This is a genomic window from Bacillus halotolerans, from assembly GCF_001517105.1.
In the GTDB taxonomy this organism is placed as follows: domain Bacteria; phylum Bacillota; class Bacilli; order Bacillales; family Bacillaceae; genus Bacillus; species Bacillus halotolerans.
The window spans coordinates 80,712-100,829 of the sequence record NZ_LPVF01000010.1; the positions used below are offsets into that span (position 1 = coordinate 80,712).

The 20,118-nt window shown below is 41.4% G+C and carries 26 protein-coding genes and 1 pseudogene; 9 read left to right on the forward strand and 18 right to left on the reverse strand.

Annotated features, from left to right (window positions below; genetic code table 11):
• Positions 1-433 precede the first annotated feature (433 nt).
• Both AU387_RS11005 and AU387_RS22210 read left to right on the forward strand, forming a co-directional pair.
• On the forward strand, positions 434-784 hold the full coding sequence (locus AU387_RS11005) for a hypothetical protein (protein WP_044155717.1): 351 nt from the start codon (positions 434-436) through the stop codon (positions 782-784).
• A 24-nt stretch (positions 785-808) separates the two neighbouring features.
• A complete protein-coding gene (locus AU387_RS22210; protein ID WP_010334426.1) occupies positions 809-934 on the forward strand; it encodes a hypothetical protein in 126 nt (41 codons plus the stop codon).
• 50 nt (positions 935-984) lie between these two features.
• On the opposite strand, the gene parC is transcribed toward AU387_RS22210, so the two are convergent.
• The 3 genes from parC to AU387_RS11025 all read right to left on the reverse strand — a co-directional run bounded on the left by parC (position 985) and on the right by AU387_RS11025 (position 6,171).
• Complete coding sequence (gene parC / locus AU387_RS11010; protein WP_059335686.1) at positions 985-3,402, reverse strand: DNA topoisomerase IV subunit A; 2,418 nt, start codon at positions 3,400-3,402, stop codon at positions 985-987.
• Positions 3,403-3,405: 3 nt separating this feature from the next.
• On the reverse strand, positions 3,406-5,373 hold the full coding sequence (gene parE / locus AU387_RS11015) for a DNA topoisomerase IV subunit B (RefSeq protein WP_059291733.1): 1,968 nt from the start codon (positions 5,371-5,373) through the stop codon (positions 3,406-3,408).
• Between the two features lie 390 nt (positions 5,374-5,763).
• The gene (locus AU387_RS11025; RefSeq protein WP_059335687.1) at positions 5,764-6,171 is read right to left on the reverse strand and encodes a CoA-binding protein; all 408 of its coding nucleotides are present in this window, start codon (positions 6,169-6,171) and stop codon (positions 5,764-5,766) included.
• Between the two features lie 168 nt (positions 6,172-6,339).
• On the opposite strand from AU387_RS11025, the gene plsY reads away from it, so the two are divergent.
• Together plsY and AU387_RS11035 are read left to right on the forward strand one after the other, a co-directional pair.
• Entirely contained in the window at positions 6,340-6,921 is a 582-nt protein-coding gene (gene plsY / locus AU387_RS11030; RefSeq protein ID WP_024121591.1) for a glycerol-3-phosphate 1-O-acyltransferase PlsY, read from the forward strand.
• 93 nt (positions 6,922-7,014) lie between these two features.
• On the forward strand, positions 7,015-7,302 hold the full coding sequence (locus AU387_RS11035) for a HesB/YadR/YfhF family protein (protein ID WP_024121590.1): 288 nt from the start codon (positions 7,015-7,017) through the stop codon (positions 7,300-7,302).
• 32 nt (positions 7,303-7,334) lie between these two features.
• Here the strand turns inward: AU387_RS11035 and AU387_RS11040 are convergent, their stop codons facing one another.
• From AU387_RS11040 to acnA, 7 genes are all read right to left on the reverse strand, one after another.
• Positions 7,335-7,634, reverse strand: coding sequence for a hypothetical protein (locus tag AU387_RS11040; protein WP_059335688.1), 300 nt, complete (start codon positions 7,632-7,634; stop codon positions 7,335-7,337).
• 15 nt (positions 7,635-7,649) lie between these two features.
• Positions 7,650-8,066: a YbgC/FadM family acyl-CoA thioesterase gene (locus AU387_RS11045; RefSeq protein WP_010334419.1), complete on the reverse strand. Its 417-nt coding sequence runs from the start codon at positions 8,064-8,066 to the stop codon at positions 7,650-7,652.
• A gap of 79 nt (positions 8,067-8,145) precedes the next feature.
• On the reverse strand, positions 8,146-8,397 hold the full coding sequence (gene tlp, locus AU387_RS11050; protein WP_024121587.1) for a small acid-soluble spore protein Tlp: 252 nt from the start codon (positions 8,395-8,397) through the stop codon (positions 8,146-8,148).
• Between the two features lie 35 nt (positions 8,398-8,432).
• Positions 8,433-8,579 (reverse strand): acid-soluble spore protein SspN, encoded by a 147-nt coding sequence (gene sspN / locus AU387_RS11055; RefSeq protein ID WP_024121586.1) that lies wholly within the window; start codon positions 8,577-8,579, stop codon positions 8,433-8,435.
• A gap of 64 nt (positions 8,580-8,643) precedes the next feature.
• On the reverse strand, positions 8,644-8,769 hold the full coding sequence (locus AU387_RS20585) for an FbpB family small basic protein (protein ID WP_003244964.1): 126 nt from the start codon (positions 8,767-8,769) through the stop codon (positions 8,644-8,646).
• A gap of 80 nt (positions 8,770-8,849) precedes the next feature.
• Positions 8,850-9,359 carry a redoxin domain-containing protein gene (locus AU387_RS11060; RefSeq protein WP_059335689.1) on the reverse strand — a complete coding sequence of 170 codons (510 nt, stop codon included), beginning with the start codon at positions 9,357-9,359 and terminating at the stop codon, positions 8,850-8,852.
• 70 nt (positions 9,360-9,429) lie between these two features.
• Positions 9,430-12,159: an aconitate hydratase AcnA gene (gene acnA / locus AU387_RS11065; protein ID WP_059335690.1), complete on the reverse strand. Its 2,730-nt coding sequence runs from the start codon at positions 12,157-12,159 to the stop codon at positions 9,430-9,432.
• Between the two features lie 227 nt (positions 12,160-12,386).
• Here acnA and sspO point away from each other — a divergent pair, with 227 nt between their 5' ends.
• The 4 genes from sspO to AU387_RS11085 all read left to right on the forward strand — a co-directional run bounded on the left by sspO (position 12,387) and on the right by AU387_RS11085 (position 13,843).
• The gene (gene sspO, locus AU387_RS11070) at positions 12,387-12,533 is read left to right on the forward strand and encodes a small acid-soluble spore protein SspO (protein WP_003221239.1); all 147 of its coding nucleotides are present in this window, start codon (positions 12,387-12,389) and stop codon (positions 12,531-12,533) included.
• Positions 12,534-12,564: 31 nt separating this feature from the next.
• Complete coding sequence (locus tag AU387_RS11075) at positions 12,565-12,711, forward strand: small acid-soluble spore protein P (protein ID WP_003221237.1); 147 nt, start codon at positions 12,565-12,567, stop codon at positions 12,709-12,711.
• A gap of 78 nt (positions 12,712-12,789) precedes the next feature.
• Positions 12,790-13,182 (forward strand): outer spore coat protein CotM, encoded by a 393-nt coding sequence (gene cotM / locus AU387_RS11080; RefSeq protein WP_082687889.1) that lies wholly within the window; start codon positions 12,790-12,792, stop codon positions 13,180-13,182.
• Between the two features lie 232 nt (positions 13,183-13,414).
• The gene (locus AU387_RS11085) at positions 13,415-13,843 is read left to right on the forward strand and encodes a DUF2621 domain-containing protein (RefSeq protein WP_044155728.1); all 429 of its coding nucleotides are present in this window, start codon (positions 13,415-13,417) and stop codon (positions 13,841-13,843) included.
• Positions 13,844-13,873: 30 nt separating this feature from the next.
• Here the strand turns inward: AU387_RS11085 and AU387_RS11090 are convergent, their stop codons facing one another.
• The 3 genes from AU387_RS11090 to AU387_RS11100 all read right to left on the reverse strand — a co-directional run bounded on the left by AU387_RS11090 (position 13,874) and on the right by AU387_RS11100 (position 15,604).
• Positions 13,874-14,365 carry a CcdC family protein gene (locus AU387_RS11090; protein ID WP_082687905.1) on the reverse strand — a complete coding sequence of 164 codons (492 nt, stop codon included), beginning with the start codon at positions 14,363-14,365 and terminating at the stop codon, positions 13,874-13,876.
• 76 nt (positions 14,366-14,441) lie between these two features.
• The gene (locus tag AU387_RS11095; protein WP_059291739.1) at positions 14,442-14,807 is read right to left on the reverse strand and encodes a response regulator; all 366 of its coding nucleotides are present in this window, start codon (positions 14,805-14,807) and stop codon (positions 14,442-14,444) included.
• A gap of 89 nt (positions 14,808-14,896) precedes the next feature.
• Positions 14,897-15,604 (reverse strand): cytochrome c biogenesis protein CcdA, encoded by a 708-nt coding sequence (locus AU387_RS11100; RefSeq protein ID WP_059335691.1) that lies wholly within the window; start codon positions 15,602-15,604, stop codon positions 14,897-14,899.
• A gap of 220 nt (positions 15,605-15,824) precedes the next feature.
• On the opposite strand from AU387_RS11100, the pseudogene ynzD reads away from it, so the two are divergent.
• Positions 15,825-15,997 (forward strand): annotated as a pseudogene (gene ynzD, locus AU387_RS20590) (aspartyl-phosphate phosphatase YnzD).
• A gap of 73 nt (positions 15,998-16,070) precedes the next feature.
• Here ynzD and AU387_RS11105 read toward each other — a convergent pair.
• The 5 genes from AU387_RS11105 to AU387_RS11125 all read right to left on the reverse strand — a co-directional run bounded on the left by AU387_RS11105 (position 16,071) and on the right by AU387_RS11125 (position 20,102).
• On the reverse strand, positions 16,071-16,289 hold the full coding sequence (locus AU387_RS11105) for a YneF family protein (RefSeq protein WP_003221221.1): 219 nt from the start codon (positions 16,287-16,289) through the stop codon (positions 16,071-16,073).
• A gap of 85 nt (positions 16,290-16,374) precedes the next feature.
• Positions 16,375-16,821 carry a sporulation inhibitor of replication protein SirA gene (gene sirA, locus AU387_RS11110; RefSeq protein ID WP_059291740.1) on the reverse strand — a complete coding sequence of 149 codons (447 nt, stop codon included), beginning with the start codon at positions 16,819-16,821 and terminating at the stop codon, positions 16,375-16,377.
• A 152-nt stretch (positions 16,822-16,973) separates the two neighbouring features.
• Positions 16,974-18,977, reverse strand: a complete 2,004-nt coding sequence (tkt, locus tag AU387_RS11115; protein WP_044155732.1) for a transketolase — start codon at positions 18,975-18,977, stop codon at positions 16,974-16,976.
• Positions 18,978-19,151: 174 nt separating this feature from the next.
• A complete protein-coding gene (locus tag AU387_RS11120) occupies positions 19,152-19,385 on the reverse strand; it encodes a DUF896 domain-containing protein (RefSeq protein ID WP_024121576.1) in 234 nt (77 codons plus the stop codon).
• Positions 19,386-19,448: 63 nt separating this feature from the next.
• Complete coding sequence (locus AU387_RS11125; RefSeq protein WP_024121575.1) at positions 19,449-20,102, reverse strand: YneB family resolvase-like protein; 654 nt, start codon at positions 20,100-20,102, stop codon at positions 19,449-19,451.
• Positions 20,103-20,118 lie beyond the last annotated feature (16 nt).

A 20,118-nucleotide genomic window follows, 5' to 3' on the forward strand; every position in this document is an offset into this window, starting at 1 on the left:
TTCATTGTGAATTCAATTTCGATGTTAGATTTTTTAACATGACGAGTATTATTATATCACAATATGTCGAATTAGGAAGTTTTTTCGAAGAATATTATGTTAGTTTGATTTTTTATTTTCTATGAATAAATTTATTAGAAATCAATAAGAAGTCTCCCTTTCTATACATTCTCTGCTTGTTTCTCCCTAACCTAAGGGTGTATATCGTGATAATGTTTGAGCTGCAAACATATCTTTAAAATATGTTTTGAATCACACCCTAGATCGGGTATACATATACTAATAAAAGACATTTCACTTTAAAAAGGAACTGAAACGATATATACTTAACAAAGTGAATTTTATTTTTAAATTTAATAAATCAGGTTTACTTTTAAGACGGTCTGGGGTATCATTATAAAAATATTCAGTAATATCGAAGGGGGGAGATCATTTGAAAAAAGTAACGATACTTAAAGCGTCCATCTTATTTTTGGCGATTGCCAGTTTTCATTTGTTCTCAATTCCCCACGCCTTTGATATTGGCCATCATTATAAAGCGGTAGCCGACCAGCAGGAAATGCATGAGATGAAAGCTGGCCAAAATGCAGATGATGAAAAGAAATCCATCACCGGAGCTTTTGCGCTGACTGCCTTCTCAATGGCTGTGCTGCTGATGACCGCGGAAAACAAAGATATATGTTACTCCCGGAGACGGCAGCGAAGAAAAAGCTTTATACTGGCCAAATTCTATCAATCGTCTTATTTCGACAAACTTCATGTTCAACATCACCCGAATATATAACGAAAATATGAGGAGGCTGTTAACATGTTGTTTATCTTAAGAATGGTGATTTTAGGCTTATTCTCTTTCACAGCGCTGAACTTATTTGTATGGCAAGGTATTGAAGTCATTCATGCCGTGACAGACTTATTCACCAGCCATGAAAGCTGATGAAAAACAAAATATACCCGCTCACGATATGTGAGCGGGTTTTTTAATGATTATTCAGTTGTAAGACGCCAGACAGCTGTGACCTTGCCTGATTCTTCTTCATCAATAAAGAATGAACCATTGCTGTATCTGTCGTTTGTTCGCAGCTCTTTAGCCTGCAGTTCTTTTCTGTCCCCTTTTTCCGTCTCTGCCATAAACCGCTCATCAAGTCCGCACGCGAACAGCGAAACGACACGATGCGGATTTTTCTTCAGTTCACGCAGCATAACGACTCCCCGTTTTGCACGGGAGGTCTTTTCAAACTCAGAAAGACTCATACGTTTGACCGCTCCCCGCTGTGTAAACAATACGAGAGAATCAGACTCATGCAGAATTTCTCCTGACACGACAAAGTCTCCATCTTTCAAGTTAATTCCTTTAACGCCAGCTGCACGTGCGCCCACAACATTTACTTCATCTTCTCCAAACCATAGGCCATATCCGAGATGTGTCGCCATCAAGATCTGACTGTCACCATTTGTCACATGTACATCAATCAGCTCGTCTTCACCCTTTAGATTTAACGCCACAAGTGCTTTAGAATAGCGCTGTGCTTTGTAATGGGTGAGTTCTGTCTTTTTCACCATGCCGTTTTTCGTGAAGAATAAAAGATAAGCAGATGGATCAAACTCTTTTATCGGTATGGCCTTTACAATCGTTTCGTCACGTTCAATCGTGATTATGTTAGAAAAATGCTGGCCCATGTCCTTCCATCTGATATCAGGCAGCTGGTGAACCGGACAATAGATATAGCTTCCCTTATTCGTGAAAAGCAGCAGCACATCTGTCGTGTTCATTTCAAACTGGTGCAGCATCCTGTCTGTATCCTTCATTCCAAAATCCTGTCCGTTTGAAGCGGCAAAGGAACGCTGGCTTGTGCGCTTTAAGTAGCCATCTTTTGTAACGGTCACGTATACATCCTCAGAGGCAACCATGACTTCAAGATTAATTTTGATTTCCTCAATTTTTTCTTCAATGACAGAGCGTCTCGTGTCCGCATATTTCTTTTTCAGCGCTTTTAAGCTGTTTGTAATGACCTTTAACAGCTTTTTATCATTACTCAAAATCGATTCAAGCTCTTCAATATTTTTGCTGAGCTCTTCAGCCTCTTCCTTGAGCGCTGTGATATCGGTATTTGTTAAACGATATAGCTGCAAGGACACGATAGCTTCAGCCTGAGGCTCAGTGAATTCATATTTCGCAATTAAATTGTTTTTGGCGTCACGTTTATCGCTAGAGGAGCGAATCGTTGCGATAACTTCATCCAAGATCGATAAAGCCTTCATAAGACCTTCTACAATGTGATGTCTGTCTTTTGCTTTTTGAAGCTCGTAAACGGATCGGTTTGTGACAACTTCTTTTTGGTGGCCGATGTATGCATCTAAAATAGATGGCAGACTCATCAGCATTGGACGGCGGTTGTGGATCGCCACCATATTAAAGTTATACGTAATCTGCAAATCAGTATTTTTATATAAGTAATTCAAAATGCCCTTGGCATCTGCTTCTTTCTTTAGTTCTACGACCACTCTGAGGCCGGTTCGGTCTGTTTCGTCTCGAACCTCGGAGATGCCCTCAACCTTTTTATCAATACGGTACTCGTCCATTTTTTTCACAAGGTTGGCTTTATTGACTTCAAACGGAATTTCTGTAATCACAATTTGCTCACGTCCGCCTCTGATCGCTTCGATCTCAGCTTTTCCGCGGATAATAATTTTCCCTTTTCCGGTTTCGTAGGCTTTTCTAATGCCATCAACGCCCTGGATAATTCCGCCTGTTGGAAAGTCAGGCCCTTTGATCACTTCCATGAGATCGTCTACAGAGCATGACGGCATTTGAATGCGTTTAATGACAGCATCAATGACTTCTCCTAAATGATGAGGCGGTATATCAGTCGCATATCCTGCAGATATACCGGTAGATCCGTTGACCAGCAAGTTAGGGAACATAGCCGGAAGTACAACAGGCTCCTTGCTTGTATCATCAAAGTTTGGGACAAATTCAACAGTATTTTTGTCAATATCCCGCAGAAGCTCTGATGCAATCGAAGACAATTTCGCTTCTGTGTAACGCATGGCCGCCGGAGGATCTCCATCTATACTTCCGTTATTCCCGTGCATTTCAATTAATACATTCCGCACTTTCCAATCCTGGCTCATCCGCACCATTGCTTCATACACCGAACTGTCACCGTGCGGATGGTAGTTACCGATGACATTACCGACCGTTTTGGCCGCTTTTCTGAAATTTTTATCAAATGTGTTTCCGTCTGTATGCATCGCATACAGAATTCTGCGCTGTACGGGCTTTAAACCGTCGCGCGCATCAGGCAGCGCCCTGTCTTGAATAATATATTTACTATAGCGTCCAAAACGGTCGCCGATCACCTCTTCTAATGGTAAATCATGAAATAATTCTGGCTGTGACAATCATTAAACCTCCTCAGCGACCGATAAGTTTTCATTTTCTAAAATATTGCTTTCTTCGTCTAAGCCGAAAGCTACGTTTTTCTCAATCCACTTTCTGCGCGGCTCTACTTTATCGCCCATCAATGTCGTCACGCGCCTCTCAACACGTGCCGCGTCGTCAATTTTGACCCTTACAAGCGTACGGGACTCCGGATTCATCGTCGTTTCCCACAGCTGATCTGCGTTCATCTCACCAAGACCCTTGTATCGCTGGATTGTATAGCCCTTGCCGACTTTTTTCAGTACATCATCCATCTCTTCATCAGACCATGCATATTCAATGATTTCTTTTTTCCCGCTGCCTTTGCTGACCTTATATAAAGGAGGCAGTGCAATGAATACCTTTCCATTCTCAATGAGCGGCTTCATATAGCGATAGAAAAAGGTTAAAAGCAGCACTTGAATATGAGCGCCGTCAGTATCGGCATCCGTCATAATGATGATTTTATCGTAGTTAATGTCGTCGACTGCAAAATCAGCCCCGACACCGCCGCCGATGGCATGAATGATCGTATTAATCTCTTCGTTTTTAAAGATATCAGCAAGCTTTGCTTTTTCCGTGTTAATGACTTTACCGCGCAATGGCAGAACCGCTTGGAATCTGCGGTCTCTTCCCTGCTTTGCTGATCCGCCCGCAGAGTCACCCTCAACGAGATACAATTCATTCTTTGCCGGATTTCTTGAACCCGCAGGTGTCAGCTTACCGCTTAATGTCGCTTCTGATTTTTTTCGTTTTTTGCCGCTCCTGGCTTCTTCCCGGGCTTTACGTGCCGCTTCTCGCGCCTGGCTCGCCTTTATTGCTTTTTTCACAAGAAGAGTAGCGGTGTCCCGATTTTCCTCTAAAAAGTAAGCAAGCTGTTCTGATACGATTGCGTCTACAGCAGATCTTGCTTCGCTTGTGCCGAGTTTTCCTTTTGTTTGTCCTTCAAATTGAAGAAGTTCTTCAGGAATACGGACAGAGATAATAGCTGAAAGCCCTTCCCTTATATCTGTGCCTTCCAGGTTTTTATCCTTTTCTTTCAGCAAAGCCACTTTTCTCGCATATTCATTAAAGGCTCTCGTCATCGCTGTCTTTGCACCTGACTCATGAGTTCCGCCGTCTTTTGTTCTGACGTTGTTAACAAACGACAGGATATTTTCTGAATAGCCGTCGTTAAACTGAAACGCAAAATCCACTTCGATGGAATGATGCTCTCCTTCAAACGAGACCACTTCAGACAGGGCATCTTTTTCCTCATTTAAGTAAGCAACAAACGCTTCTATTCCGTTCTCATAATAAAAGATTTCACGCTGGCCGTTCCGCTCGTCAATCAGTTCAATTTTTAATCCTTTTAATAAAAACGCTGATTCCCGTAAGCGTTCAGAAAGCGTTTCAAAATTATAAGTTGTTGTGCTGAACATTGTCGGATCAGGCTTAAAGTGAGTAAGTGTGCCTGTCTTTTTCGTTTTGCCAATCTTTTCGAGAGATGTGACCGGTTTACCTCCGTTTTCAAAACGCTGCTGATAGACGAAGCCGTCCCGCTCAATCGTAACCGTCAGCCATTCAGATAAAGCATTCACGACAGACGCGCCGACGCCGTGAAGCCCTCCGCTTGTCTTATAACCGCCTTGACCGAATTTTCCGCCTGCGTGAAGCACCGTTAAAATGACCTCAGGGGTTGGTTTGCCGAGTTTATGCATTCCAGTCGGCATGCCGCGGCCTCTATCCTGTACAGAAATACTGTTGTCTTTATGTATTTTAACGATAATGTGATCTCCATGGCCGGCAAGTACCTCATCGACGGAGTTATCTACAATTTCATAAACCAAGTGATGCAAGCCTCTCGCGTCGGTTGAGCCAATATACATACCCGGCCTTTTCCTTACGGCTTCAAGGCCTTCCAGCACCTGTATGGCATCTTCGTTGTAATCAAATTGCTGTTTTCTAGCCAAACGTACAAACCCCTTTCAAAAAACTAACATTCTCTTTTTCATTGTTACTTGTCAATTGTATAAAAGTATTTTTCATAATCCTTGCCCCGGTGCGCTTCTGCCTTGGACTCTTCATTATAACCAATGTCATCCCATTCTCAACATACAGCTAACGAATCATTCCGTAAAACATCCAAAAGTGCTGTTTTTCCGAGATGAGAACGTATGTTTGTTTATTATATATAAAGCAGCGGACCTTCGCAAATCGAACGGCCGGAACCAAGCTTAGCAAGGCATTCAAAAAAAGCTGTTCAAGCTTTATTGTATCTGTTTCACAGTAATTCGCAAACAATATCTTTACATGAAAAAGCAAAAATCCTTGAATTCACAAGGATTTTTGCAGCTCTGAACCTATTTTGTTACAGCGTGTGCCACTTTTATGCACAGATCCATGATGACCGTTCTGCCATCTTCCTTCAGCATCTGATAAGCCTCTTCGTTCACCAGGCCTTGCTGCGCCCAAAATACCGGGGCATCTGTCTCCAGAAACTCTTTAGCGACATCAGGAAGCTGTTCTGAACGTCTGAATACATTCACGATATCAATCGGACCGTCAATTTCTTTTAACGATGATACGGCTTTTACACCAAGCGCCTCTTCGATCGTCGGATTTACTGGTATGATTTCGTATCCCGCATCCTGCATCGCTTTTGATACCATATACGATGTTCTATCGGGACGGTCTGAAAGCCCGACTACCGCTATTCTCTTACTTCCATCAAGAATTTCTTTGATTTCCGCTTTTGAAGGGTTTTGCATGATAGACCACTCCTTTTTGTTTATTCTACACGACCGAAAAGGAAGAAATCAAAACATGATGTATGGCTGATTAGATTTGTAAGCAAACTTTACAAAAAAACTTATCATCAGATCATGACATCTCATGTTAAAATAGAGATTAGGGACATTGAAAAAGGAGAAATGTAGATGTTAATTGCTTTATTGATTATTTTGGCCTACTTGATAGGCAGTATTCCATCTGGCTTAATCGTAGGTAAGCTTGCCAAGGGAATTGATATTCGGGAGCATGGAAGCGGAAACTTAGGCGCTACCAACGCGTTCCGTACACTGGGCGTAAAAGCTGGTTCGGTTGTCATAGCCGGAGATATTTTAAAAGGGACACTGGCAGCTGCATTGCCTTACCTCATGCATGTTGATATTCATCCGCTCCTTGCGGGAGTCATAGCGGTTCTTGGCCATGTGTTTCCTGTGTTCGCCAAATTTAAAGGCGGCAAAGCCGTAGCAACTTCGGGAGGCGTCTTGCTGTTTTATGCACCTCTGTTATTCATTACAATGGTTGCGGTCTTTTTCATCTTTTTATACTTGACTAAATTTGTCTCTCTGTCATCAATGTTAACAGGGATATATACTGTCATATATAGTCTCTTTGTACATGATAAGTATTTATTGATTGTCGTCACGCTGCTCACTGTTTTTGTAATATACAGGCACCGGGCGAATATCAAACGAATTATCAATAAAACAGAACCTAAAGTCAAATGGTTATAAATGTTTAAAAAACTTCTATTTTGACACGAGATAGCGTTATACGTTTATAATAGAGAAAATCAAATGATAACAAAGGGAAAAGGGGGTCCTGTTATGAATATGACAGTTAACGAAGACGCGCTGAACTGGTATAAAGAAGAGCTTGATTTACAAAACGGAGACCAAGTTCGATTTTTCGTCCGCTATGGCGGCTGCAGCAACGTTCAAAAAGGCTTTTCTCTCGGAGTGGCGAAAGATGCTCCTCAAGAAGCAGGAGTCACGGCAGAAGTCGGCGGCATCACCTTCTTTATTGAGGAAAGTGATCTTTGGTACTTTGACAACCATGATCTTCTCGTCAGCTATTCAGAGTCTGCTGATGAGCCTGTATTTGAATACCATTAAGAAAAAGAACGCATATCCTATGCGTTCTTTTTTTATAAATGAAAACGTGTGAGATGGTCGGTCAGCTTTTCTTGTTCTAAGATATATTTTTGCGTCTCGCCCAAAAGATCAAAGTGGGAAAATTCGCTTTTTTTATGTATCCATTCTTCCTTCAAACCGTACGCCGCACCCCATTGAACCAGCTTATCAATATCTGCACAGCCTGCTTTTGTCACGGTTTTAGATTCCGGGAAACGGTCATCCAGCCAATAATGTGTTAAAAATGCGATTTCCCCTCTTTTGACTGCCTTCTTCCATCGGTTAACTTCCTCCCGTTTCACGCCAAATGCCATATGTCATTCACTTCCCTATTTTTTGGCCTTTTCATATGCTGCGTGCCAATCGGGGAAAGCCTTACGAAACTGAATCGGTTTAAAACTTTCTTTATCCACACAAATATGAGATGATTTCGCTTCAATTGATAGCTCACCAGCCGGATTATAAATATGGTAGCCATATATGGTTTTAAAGCCGTTGTATTCCTCAATCCATGTGTGCACCACCGCAGTTTCTCCATAATGGAGGGGTTTTTTGTAGGAAATATTGATATCAACGACTGGAGAAAGCACGCCTTTCTTTTCCATATCACTATACAAAAAGCCTAGGTCTTTAATGAGTGCCGTCCTTCCGACCTCCATCCAAACAAGATAATTCGCATGATACACGATCCCCATTTGATCTGTTTCGGCGTAACGCACTTCTATTTCTGTTTTTGATACATGCAAGATACTCTGCTCCCTTAATCAGTTTAGCCCCATTTTACCACATCCAAATCAGAAAGAAAAAAACCAGGTTTCCCTGGTTTTACGAACGGTATCCGTTTTCTCTCGCTTCGGATTCGTCTTGAATTTCATTGCGAAATGCTTCGATGCTCTCTTCCCGTCTTGCGTTTTTTTCTTTGATGCGCTGCTTATCTTCTCCTGAAGCAAACTCCATTGATTCTTCTGCTTCTTCTATATTTTCGATCGTATTTTGGACCATATCCTGCAGTTTCTCTACGTTGTCGGAACGGTCGTCAGGATTAGGCTGCTGATATTGATTTTGGTTTTTTGTCATTGGGGTGAACCTCCTAGAATAAAATCAATCCGGCGCTATTCGCCTTTCGTCTGCATGATAATTGGCTGCTGACCAGAAGTATCGTGCATTTTTTCCCCTTTATTGCGTTTATATTTAACAGGCTTCGTACCCAAGTGGCTTGGAGCATATTGAGGCTGACCGTTTTTCTTGTTGTTTCCCATGTTTATCCCTCCTCAACAAATAGGATTCTCAAAAGGAGGGGCAAACATGAATACAAATTAAAGGTTATTTTTGCTTAAATCGCTGTTCAAGCTTTTCCTCAAGCTGATTTAAATATTCCGTATTCGTCATCAGCTCTTTTTTGTTTTCCATGACGAGCTCATGAAAAGAACGTTTTCTCATCTTCTTCACTCTTCTCACCTCCGCGTATTCTTTTATTTTTTCCAATTCTGAAAATTTGTAAGCATGTTTGCACATAAAAAAAACTGAATCTAATGAAGATCCAGTTTTTCTTTCATCTCTTTTTTTGTCATGGTCCCGATATGTATGTCTTGAATCACGCCTTTTTCATCTAAAATATACGTAGTTGGGTACGAAAACACATTATAGTCAGCATTAATTCCTTTTTTATCAATCAAAATGGGGAAGGTTAAATGATACGTATCAGCAAAGTTTTGCACCTGTTTCTCGCTTTTCTCAGCTGAAGTGAAATTAACTGCAATAACCGCTACATCTGAGTGCTCCTTTTGCAGTTCCTCCATAGCCGGCATTTCCTGTCGGCATGGTTTGCACCAAGTTGCCCAGAAGTTAAGCAGAACTTTTTTGCCTTTGACGTCTGATAAAGAGGCCCTTTCTCCTGATAGCGTTTTCAGATTGAAGTCAGGCGCTTGCTGTCCCTCTTCAATGCCTATTTCTTTTTTGCTAAATTGCTGATAGACGTTCCAGCACATGTATCCGGCAAGCCCAATCAACAGGATTCCTGCCACCCATTTTTTCAGCATAATGTCACCCCCGGAGCTATCTTATCTCATAAAAAGAAGAGAAAGCAGAGTGCCTTCTCTTCTTCATACATTATGATTGCTTCATTTTTTCGCGAAGCACCATTTGCAGAATTCCGCCATGGCGGTAATAATCAATTTCAACTTCACTATCGAAGCGCACAAGTGCTTCAAATGTTTTTACATTTCCGTCTTCATCAATTGCTCTTACTGTAACGATATCACGAGGGCGTACGCTTTCATCAACATCCACCTCGATCACTTCTTTACCGCTTAAGCCGAGTGTATCAGCATTTTCACCTTGTTTAAATTGAAGCGGGAGCACACCCATGAATACCAGGTTACTTCTGTGGATTCTTTCAAAGCTCTCAGCAATGACAGTTCTAATGCCGAGCAGGTTTGTTCCTTTTGCAGCCCAGTCACGGGAAGATCCCATACCATAATCTTTGCCCGCTAAGATGGCAAGGCCTGTTTTATCTTCTTTATATTTCATGCAGGCATCATAGATTGATGTCACTTCACCAGTCGGCCAGTACGTTGTAAATCCGCCTTCTGTGCCCGGCGCGATTTGGTTTTTGATGCGGATGTTTGCAAATGTTCCTCTCATCATAACCTCATGGTTTCCGCGGCGGGAACCGTAGGAGTTAAAGTCACGGGGTGACACACCTTTTGCTTGCAAGTATTTTCCGGCAGGTGTATCTTTTCCGATTGCCCCTGCAGGAGAGATATGATCGGTCGTGACTGAATCACCGAATTTACCGACAACACGAAGGCCTTTTAAAGGTTCAACCTTACCTGGTTCAACGGACATTTCTTCGAAGAATGGCGGGTTTTGGATATAAGTTGACTCATTATCCCATTTGTATAGCGCTTCATCTGTTGTCTCAATCTCATTCCAGCGTTTGTTGTCATCGAATACTGTTTCGTACTCCTTGCGGAAGAGCTCCGGTGTAACAGTTTGTTTAACAAGTGAATTAATTTCGTCCATTGACGGCCAAATATCGTTGAAGTACACTTTTTGTCCGTCTTTTCCGACACCGATCGGATCCGTCTTCAGGTTAATGTTCACTGTTCCAGCCAGCGCATAAGCTACTACAAGCGGCGGAGAAGCAAGATAGTTACCTTTCACAAGCGGATGAATACGTCCTTCGAAGTTACGGTTTCCAGAAAGAACAGACGTAATCAACAAGTCATTTTTCGCAACTGCTTCTTCAATTTCCGGTGAAAGCGGGCCTGAGTTTCCGATACATGTTGTACATCCGTATCCGACGAGGTTAAAACCAAGCTCTTTCATGTATGGAAGAAGGCCTGAATTAACAAGATATCCTGTAACAACCTTAGAACCCGGTGCAAGTGATGTTTTCACGTAGTTAGGCACTTTGAGTCCTAATTCAACCGCTTTTTTCGCCACAAGGCCGGCGCCGATTAAGACGTATGGGTTAGATGTATTTGTACAGCTTGTAATCGCAGCAATAGCGATTGCACCCGTTTTCATGACTGTTTCTTCGCCGTTAAGCAATTTAAATTTAATTTCTTTGTCTTCCTCTTCGGCGTTTAATCCGAATCCTTGGTTACCCGCAGGACTGACTAAGTGTTTTTTAAACGTTTCCTGCATAGCAGAAAGCGGAATCAAATCCTGAGGACGTTTTGGACCGGAAAGGTTTGCTTCAATTTTAGACAAATCAATTTCGACGACATCAGTAAATTGCGGGTCTTCTACATCTGGAGTGTAGAACAAGCCGTTGCTTCTGCAGTATGCTTCTACTACGTCAATATGTTCAGCATCGCGGCCTGTCAGACGCAGATAATTTAGAGCTTCTTCATCTACAGGGAAGAAGCCGCATGTTGCACCGTATTCCGGAGCCATGTTGGCGATTGTCGCACGGTCTGCCAGCGGCAGTTCAGCAACTCCCGGTCCGAAGAACTCAACAAATTTACCGACTACGCCTTTTTCACGCAGTACTTGTGTCACTTTTAACGCCAAGTCAGTGGCTGTTGTTCCGTTCGGAAGCTTTCCGACGAGTTTCGCGCCGATTACCTCAGGAACAGGGAAATAAGAAGGCTGCCCAAGCATTCCGGCTTCCGCTTCAATTCCGCCGACACCCCAGCCGAGAACACCGATTCCGTTAATCATTGTTGTATGCGAGTCGGTTCCTACCAGCGTATCAGGATACGTAATCAGTTCCCCGTCTTCTTCGACTGCGTGGACAACACTTGCCAAGAACTCAAGGTTTACCTGGTGAACGATACCTGTTGCCGGCGGTACTGCCTGGTAGTTATTAAACGCTTTCTTTGCCCAGCTTAAAAATTTGTAACGCTCTGCATTTCTTTCGAATTCCAAGTCCATATTAATAGCCAAAGCATCTTCTGTGCCCGCTTTATCAACCTGTACAGAGTGGTCGATGACAAGGTCAACAGGAATCTCAGGGTTGATTTTGTCAGGATCTCCGCCGACAGCTGCCATTGCTTTACGTAATGAAGCAAGGTCAACTACTGCCGGTACCCCAGTGAAATCTTGTAAAATAACGCGAGATGGTTTAAACGGAACATCGATTTCCTTTAACTCGGCAGTTCCCCATTTTGCCAAATTTTCCACGTGTTCTTTTTTGATAACGAATCCGTCAACTTGACGCAATACAGATTCTAAAAGAACTTTAATGGAATAAGGAAGCTTCGACACATTTCCGATCCCCAAATCTTCCAATGCTTTCAAAGAGTAGTAATGATAAGTTTTCCCATTTGTAGTAAACGATTTTCTCGCTTGGAAAACGTCTTGTGCTGCAGTTTTTTGCTCGTTTGCCATTCTCCAAAATCCCCCTTCAGATCAGTTCATTCTCAGATGAACATTACATTCCATCACAATTTTCTCACAATTTCATATTAAAACAAAATCATACATAAGTAAATATCAATGTTTTTATTAAATACAATAAGATCGGCTTATCAGGGCAAAAAATCGGGAAATTTTACTGTCTGCACTCTCTCATATTCCTCATTGAAAGAAGCCATATTATGATTGAGGTGATAATGATGGTCAAACGAAAAGCAAATCACGTAATAAATGGGATGAATGACGCGAAAAGCCAAGGCAAAGGCGCCGGCTATGTAGAAAACGATCAGCTTGTACTGACTGAAGCAGAACGCCAAAATAACAAAAAAAGAAAAACCAATCAATAACGTTGAACTCTTTTAAGGAGGTTCTCATTTTATGACCAATAAAAATACAAGTAAAGATATGCATAAAAACGCTCCTAAAGGTCACAATCCGGGTCAGCCGGAACCCCTCAGCGGAAGCAAGAAAGTAAAAAACAGAAATCACACAAGACAAAAGCACAATTCCAGCCATGATATGTAATAAAAGCAGACCTTAGCGTCTGTTTTTTTATGCGTTCACCCATTTCTGACCAACTGCATAAGCTAAAGCAAGGTTGATATATGGAGGAATGCTTCCATGACCCATTCAAAACGAAACGATGCTAATGATTTCGATGGTATGGAGGAATGGCTTCGGCAATTTTTTGAAGATCCGTTCGCCTGGTACGACGAAACATTACCTATTGATCTATATGAAACAAGTCAGCAATATATTATTGAAGCAGATCTGTCGTCTATACAGCCGACACAAATCACAATTACCTTGTCCGGATGTGAGTTTATCCTGACGGTTAAATCCTCAGGACAGACTCTTGAAAAACAAATGATGCTTCCTTTTTATTTGAATGACAAGTCGATTGAGACTGAATGCGAAAATCAAATTCTTACAGTTGCCGTCAATAAAGAGACGAATGATGGCTCTTCTTTTTCTCTTCAATTCCCTCTCAGCTAAAATCAAAAGTCACTTTCATCCCCTATAATGAAAGTGACTTTTCTTCCGTCCATTTATCGTCAAATACCCTCTAGTGACTCTCCCATGGCCAAATAGCAGATTCACTATACAATAGAATATGATCTATCATCTCTTTTGACTAGACGTCTATCAGTTTTTTCTATTTTTTTAAAACATTGTTCTTCTATTCTTTCTTCATATACAATATGGTTAGTATAAGGGGGAATGATTGATGCTGGGAGGCTGGTTTTTGTGGTTTATTCTGTTTTGGGTGATCACGATGATTGTCTTGTTATCAATCGGCGGTTTTTTTATGTTTCGAAAGTTTTTAAAGCGTTTACCAAAAGAGGACGGCAAATCTGAGCTGGATTGGCAGGATTACTATATTGAAAACAGCAGACATCTATGGAGCAATGAAAACAAACAATTTCTCGATGAATTGGTCACACCTGTTCCGGAGCTGTTCAGAGATATAGCTCGAGCAAAAATTGCCGGAAAAATCGGAGAGCTGGCATTAAAAGAAAACGCAGCAGCAATTGATCAGCGGCTTATTATTAAAGGTTATATTTTGGCTACTCCGAAAAGAGACCATACCTTTTTAAAGAAACATCTACGAGACAAGAAAATCGATATTGAACCTTATCAGGCCCTTCTTAAATAAAAAACCTTTCCCGCAAGGAGGAAAGGTTTTTTAATTCATTTGAATGTCTGCTGACTGCAGCTCGCTTTGAAGTTTTCGGTATGACAGATACATGGCGATTCTCCACGGCACAATCATACCGAAAGCCAGAATCCAAAACATTCCGCTCAGTGCGCCGTAATCAACCGATGTGCTTAAAATTGATTTCATCACAATTCTGATCACTAAAAGGCCGACTAATATAAAGACAAATGCCTTAGAGCGTTTCATGTAAATTTCATTATTTTTAATTTCAAACTTTGAAGTTTTTATAAGAAAAATAGAGAAAATCACGCCTAAAGTGATCGCTTCTAAAAACTCTTCACCCGTTACCCAAAAAACCGGAAATAAAAACATTAACGCCCCCGTACTCATAAAAATCGGCGGGAGAATGATTTTTTTCGGTGAAACGGGCTTATCGGAAGACTTAATTCTGACCACCATCACAGCTGCAGCCATTAAAACAGCAACAATTGATGAAACTATAATCATCATACTTATCATTCCTTTGTTTTCTCGGAGTGTTGACACTATATACTATACTCCAAAACAATAAAAAAACCATTTAGAAAAGAAATGACTAGCAATTTCCCATAACGCGGTTGACAGCTTCTAATACTTTGGACTCCTCAAACGGTTTGACGATAAAATCTTTGGCCCCAAGTTCAATGGCTTCTGTAACAATTCTTTGCTGGCGCATTGCGGTACACATGATGATCTTTGCTTTAGGGTCAAAGGATATGATCTCACGGAGCGCCTTAATGCCGTTTTTCACCGGCATCGTAATATCCATCGTCACTAAGTCCGGCCGAAGTTTTTTATACAGGTCTGCCGCTTGCTCGCCGTCCGCCGCCTCGCCTGCTATTATGTAATTTGCCTCTTCCAAGATCTCTCTGATTTTTACTCTCATGAACTTGGCGTCGTCTACAACTAAAACTCTTGTCATATTCCCCTCCAAAAATCGAATTCCTCAGGTAATAGTATTATTGTACCAAAAACAAAAGGATTAGTAGTAGTGCAAAAGTAATTTAACAGTCAGAAACCTGTAAATCCTCCAAAAAGATCCGACAGCAAAATAATGATCAAGTTCATCCAGTCAAAAAATAGCAGGAACCCAATAACAATCATAAGTACACCGCCCGCTTTCATGATCAAAAGCTGATTCTTCCTGATCCACTTCAGCTTCGTGATGAAGAACGACAATAATACAAACGGAACGGCAAATCCGAGAACATATAGCATCATATACGGTATCGCTGAGCCAGGATTAGTACCTGCTAATGTGATAACAGCCCCCAAAATGGGACCGGTGCAAGGCGTCCAGCCGGCCGCAAAAGCCATACCGATTAAAACGGAACCGAAAAAACCGCTTGGCCTATGCTTAAAATGGACTCTGCGTTCTTTCATGATAACCTCAGGCCGAAACACGCCAATCGTAATAAAACCGAACAGAATAATGAGCAAAGCGCCAACTTGCCGAATGGCATCATGATAATCCCTAAACAGGGTTCCAATAAAAGATGTTCCATATCCTAAAGCTATAAAAATCACTGAAAAGCCCAGCAAAAAAAACAGCGTATGGGCCAAGCTTCTTTTTTGCAGCAATAGTTTCTCTGTTTTCACATCATCCATGCTGACTCCTGTAATATATGACAGGAAAGCCGGATAAAGCGGCAAGCAGCAAGGCGAAATAAATGATAAAAATCCCGCGCCGAATGTCAGAAAATAATTCACATCTCCCATATCCTCATCCCTTCATGATTTGACATTCCTTCAAGTTATGACAAAATCATTTCATTTTTTTAACACTTTCACTCGAAGGATTTCTATTTTCAAAAAAAACTTATATAATTTAATTTGACATTGAGACATTGTACTCCTTCTCATTTGAAAATTAGTATAAATATGGATATAATATAAACATTCACTTTTGAAGATCTAATGTATGAAAGGATACATCCCTGTGATTAGAGAGCATCTATTAAATGAAATTGAAAAAAAAGAGCAGAGCTGCTGCAAATTGTCATGGCGAACGGAATGACATCTCATATTACGATAGAACTCAGTCAGGAGCTTGACCATCTTCTCATACAATATCAAAAGCAGCGCCTTCGAGCAGTAGCGGGTGATGAATGATTGCAAAATAAAAAACCCGATAAAGGGTTTTTTATTTTATAACCATGTGTCTCTATATCATAATCTTTACGTATTATTTCGTTTGATTATTCATGGCTTTCATCATTTGATTGATTTTCTTTTGAGAAGGTTTCATTCCCATTTGCATCATCATCATGCGTAACATTTGTTCATTAATAGGCGGATTCTTTTTAAGGTAGCTCATCATATATTTACGAGCAATAAAAAACCCGAGTGCAACACCTATGAGCAGTGCAACAACGCCCACTAGGATGCCAACCCATAAAGTCATTTTATTTCCTCCTTCATGTTGTCTAGTTTAAAGTGTACTAAACCAAAAGCTATTATACAACATTTACATCTCTTTTTCTTCGGTTTTAGACAAAATTTCTTTCTTTCACCGGATTTAACCACCCATACCGCTTCGTATTGAAATCCATTGCGAGAAAGCAAGGGCTTACTTTGCGAAGAACTTCAAAAAATATCGTTTCCGCCTCGTAATCTCCGTTAGCTACAATTTCAATCATGTGTTCTTTCATCATAAAAGACGCTTGTCCCTTAGCTTTTGGGAGAGATAATCTATAAATATAATCCAGCTGTGTATAGTTTGTATTATTCAAATTCATTTTTAACCGCTGATGCATATGTAAAATCGGAATGGGTCTTGTGATATATTGAATTTGTTTCTCTGTCATTTCATACTGCTGCCTCGTCAGGCTTGTCCAATGATAGTCTTGAAACAGCTCAAACATAACCGATTCCCGCCCGAAATAATGATTGGCAAATTCCTCTTTGATCAGGTACGTATAGTAGTGACGTTCCATCTTCTCATCCCCTTTTCCAGCAGCATTTCATTTGCATTCTATTATACAAAAGAAGAGAAGAAAGAATTGTCTATTACTGTTAAACAGCCAATACTATTTTTGTCGGATAAACAAGAAAAAGAGGATGATTTGACTCATCCCCTTTGAAAAACTTATTTATTGATTAATGCTTTGACTCGATCCACAACATTTGCAACTGAGAAGCCATATTCATTGATAATGGTTTCGCCAGGAGCGGAGGCGCCGAATTTGTCAATACCGAGCACGTCTCCTTCAAGCCCTGTGTATTTGCCCCAGCCAAATGATGAGCCCATTTCAATCGCAAGACGTTTTCTCACATCTGACGGAAGCACGGAGTTTTTGTATTCATCCGATTGTTTCTCAAAACGATCTACTGAAGGCATGCTGACGACAGAAACATCAATATTTTCTTTCGCCAATTCCGCCTGTGCTTCAATTGCGAGGCCAACCTCTGAGCCCGTAGCGATGAGAAGAGCGTCAGGTGTTTCGTTTTTAGACTTAGAAACAACATAAGCACCTTTTTCTACACCAGCTAATGCCTCTTCAGCTGTTTGGTCGATTGTAGGAAGGTTTTGACGTGTCAATACAAGCGCTGTTGGCTGATTTGTGCTCTGCACCGCAAGCTTCCAAGCCGCTGCTGTCTCATTACCGTCTGCAGGACGGATTAAAGAAAGGTTAGGCATAGCGCGTAATGAAGCAAGCTGCTCAACCGGCTCGTGAGTCGGTCCATCTTCACCGACCGCGATACTGTCGTGAGTAAAGACATATGTCACAGGAAGACCCATTAATGCTGCAAGGCGAATGGCCGGACGCAAGTAATCAGAGAAGACAAAGAATGTTCCGCCGAATACACGAAGTCCGCCGTGAAGCGCCATACCATTTAAGGCTGCACCCATAGCAAATTCACGAACACCAAACCAGAAATTTTTGCCTGAGTAATCAAGCGCTGTATAATCACCGGAATTTTTAATCGTCGTTTTGTTTGACCCTGCTAAGTCTGCAGAACCGCCGACAAAGAACGGAATTTTATTCGCAAGACCGTTCAGAACTTCACCTGAAGAGGCACGGGATGCCAGACTGCTTCCTTTTTCATAAACAGGCACCTCTTGATCCCAGTCTTTCGGAAGTTCTCCTTTGATAGCCAGCTCAAGCTGTTCAGCGAGTTCCGGATAAATTTCTTTATATTTAGCGAATTGGTCATTCCATTCCTGTTCCTTTTTCTCGCCGGATTCTTTTACTGTTTTTGCGAAATGCTCATATACTTCTGACGGAACGTAGAAATCTTCTTCATACGTCCATGCATAAGCTTCTTTTGTTAATTTACTTTCTTCTTTGCCAAGCGGAGCACCGTGAACACCGGAAGTGCCGGCACGGTTAGGAGAACCGAAACCGATTGTCGTTTTTACTTCAATCAATGTAGGTTTCTTGTCGTTTTGGCGTGCTTTTTCAATTGCCGCAGATAATTCTTCAATATTGTTTCCATCCTCAACGTAAAGAACTTCCCAATTCATCGCCTCAAAACGCTGTTTCACGTTTTCAGAGAATGAACGATCCAGATCTCCGTCCAATGAGATGTCATTAGAATCGTATAATAGGATCAGACGGCCAAGCTGAAGATGGCCTGCAAGTGAAGCGGCTTCAGAAGAAATACCTTCCATTAAATCGCCGTCACCGCAAATGCTGTATGTATAGTGATCGACTACATTGAATGAATCGCGGTTGTAAGTTTCGGCTAAATGGCGTTCTGCGATAGCCATTCCAACCGCCATTGCGATTCCTTGTCCAAGCGGCCCTGTTGTTGCATCAACACCTGCTGTATGTCCGAATTCCGGATGCCCCGGTGTTTTGCTGCCCCACTGGCGGAATCCCTTAAGATCTTCAATGCTGAGATCATACCCGCTTAAATGAAGCATGCTGTATAAAAGTGCTGATCCGTGTCCCGCAGATAAAACAAAACGATCGCGGTTAAACCACCCAGGGTTTGCCGGATTTACATTCATAAATTTTGTCCATAGCGTATATGCCATTGGCGCTGCCCCCATAGGCATACCAGGGTGACCAGAGTTTGCTTTTTCAATAGCGTCTATTGATAGTGTGCGAATGGTAGCAACTGATTTCTTTTCAATTGTATCCATAAAAATCCCCTTCCTTATATGTTGTACCCTTTCATCATAAATGTCTGACGACTTTTTCTCAACTGTTTCAGCTTAAATTTGAGAGAAACTTGATACATTTTGTCACCTGAAGAAAGCGCTGTTCTTTGTAGTATATACAAAAGAGGAATACGATATTGCCGTATTCCTCTTATATTAGTGAAGTCTGTTATTATTTTTTTCTCTTTTTAACTTTTCAGGTGTTACGTCATTGCCTTCAGGATCAATGATTTTTACACTTTTTAATGTGTTTTTCATAGAAGAACGAAATCCTTTTAGGTACTCTTGACGGAGCTTTTGCTGTTCAGCTTTTTCTTCTTCTGTAATAACGCCAGCTTTAGCTTTTGCGGCAAGTTCATTGATTCTGGCAATTTTTTCGTTTGAAATCATGATAAACTCCTTTATTGCATTTTGTCTATATACTACTAAAACAAGAGGAGTTTTACAACTGATTCACTCGCCTGTCTGCTCATTCTCTATGTATTCCTGAAAACGCCGATGGACTGTCGCCTTTGACACATCATAGCCAAAACCTCTCAACGTAGCCGCGATTTCAGCAAACGTCAGTTTATTCGCTCTCAACCGGACAATTTCCGAGATCGGAACTTCTATTCTTTCTTTTCCGCTGTTTTCATGCTGGTTTTTCAGGTTCTTTTGTGGCTTAAAACCATTTTTCACTGCACGTTTCATTCCGCGTTTAATTTTCATGTTGTGGATTTTCCGCTGGTATTCCTCCACAATGCTGACGATTTCCAGCACCATAGAGTCAGCCTCTGATAACTCCAGCTCACCTCTGTGAGCGGTCGTATATACTTTCACACCTTCCCTGTAAATACAATGAAGAAGTGCAATTTTCGCGTTTCCCCGGCCGAGTCTTGTTTCATCCTGAACTAAAATCACATCAATATTTGAATTCTTGATATGATCAAGCAAATCAAATACACCATCCCGGTCCATTTCATATCCGCTGGCTTTTTCAGAAATCACTTTGACGACTTCCATGCCGTTCTCGGCAGCAATGGCCGTAAGCTCCTCCTCCTGCCGCTTTAATGAGGTTTCTTGCTGTTCTTTATTTGTGCTTACTCGGGCATAAATGAGTGCTTTCACCTTTCTACCTTTCCTC

Coding starts and splice junctions, on each gene's coding strand:
- AU387_RS11105 (WP_003221221.1), bottom strand. CDS start 16,289: ATGACTTTATGGGTTGGCATCCTAGTGGGCGTTGTTGCACTGCTCATA.
- AU387_RS11090 (WP_082687905.1), bottom strand. CDS start 14,365: ATGATAAGTATGATGATTATAGTTTCATCAATTGTTGCTGTTTTAATG.
- sspO (WP_003221239.1), top strand. CDS start 12,387: ATGGTCAAACGAAAAGCAAATCACGTAATAAATGGGATGAATGACGCG.
- tkt (WP_044155732.1), bottom strand. CDS start 18,977: ATGGATACAATTGAAAAGAAATCAGTTGCTACCATTCGCACACTATCA.
- AU387_RS11075 (WP_003221237.1), top strand. CDS start 12,565: ATGACCAATAAAAATACAAGTAAAGATATGCATAAAAACGCTCCTAAA.
- AU387_RS11025 (WP_059335687.1), bottom strand. CDS start 6,171: ATGCAAAACCCTTCAAAAGCGGAAATCAAAGAAATTCTTGATGGAAGT.
- sirA (WP_059291740.1), bottom strand. CDS start 16,821: ATGGAACGTCACTACTATACGTACCTGATCAAAGAGGAATTTGCCAAT.
- AU387_RS11060 (WP_059335689.1), bottom strand. CDS start 9,359: ATGCTGAAAAAATGGGTGGCAGGAATCCTGTTGATTGGGCTTGCCGGA.
- AU387_RS11100 (WP_059335691.1), bottom strand. CDS start 15,604: ATGGGAGATGTGAATTATTTTCTGACATTCGGCGCGGGATTTTTATCA.
- AU387_RS11120 (WP_024121576.1), bottom strand. CDS start 19,385: ATGATTTCAAACGAAAAAATTGCCAGAATCAATGAACTTGCCGCAAAA.
- AU387_RS11040 (WP_059335688.1), bottom strand. CDS start 7,634: ATGGCATTTGGCGTGAAACGGGAGGAAGTTAACCGATGGAAGAAGGCA.
- AU387_RS11035 (WP_024121590.1), top strand. CDS start 7,015: ATGAATATGACAGTTAACGAAGACGCGCTGAACTGGTATAAAGAAGAG.
- tlp (WP_024121587.1), bottom strand. CDS start 8,397: ATGACAAAAAACCAAAATCAATATCAGCAGCCTAATCCTGACGACCGT.
- sspN (WP_024121586.1), bottom strand. CDS start 8,579: ATGGGAAACAACAAGAAAAACGGTCAGCCTCAATATGCTCCAAGCCAC.
- AU387_RS11095 (WP_059291739.1), bottom strand. CDS start 14,807: ATGACAAGAGTTTTAGTTGTAGACGACGCCAAGTTCATGAGAGTAAAA.
- plsY (WP_024121591.1), top strand. CDS start 6,340: ATGTTAATTGCTTTATTGATTATTTTGGCCTACTTGATAGGCAGTATT.
- AU387_RS11085 (WP_044155728.1), top strand. CDS start 13,415: ATGCTGGGAGGCTGGTTTTTGTGGTTTATTCTGTTTTGGGTGATCACG.
- AU387_RS22210 (WP_010334426.1), top strand. CDS start 809: ATGTTGTTTATCTTAAGAATGGTGATTTTAGGCTTATTCTCTTTCACA.
- acnA (WP_059335690.1), bottom strand. CDS start 12,159: ATGGCAAACGAGCAAAAAACTGCAGCACAAGACGTTTTCCAAGCGAGA.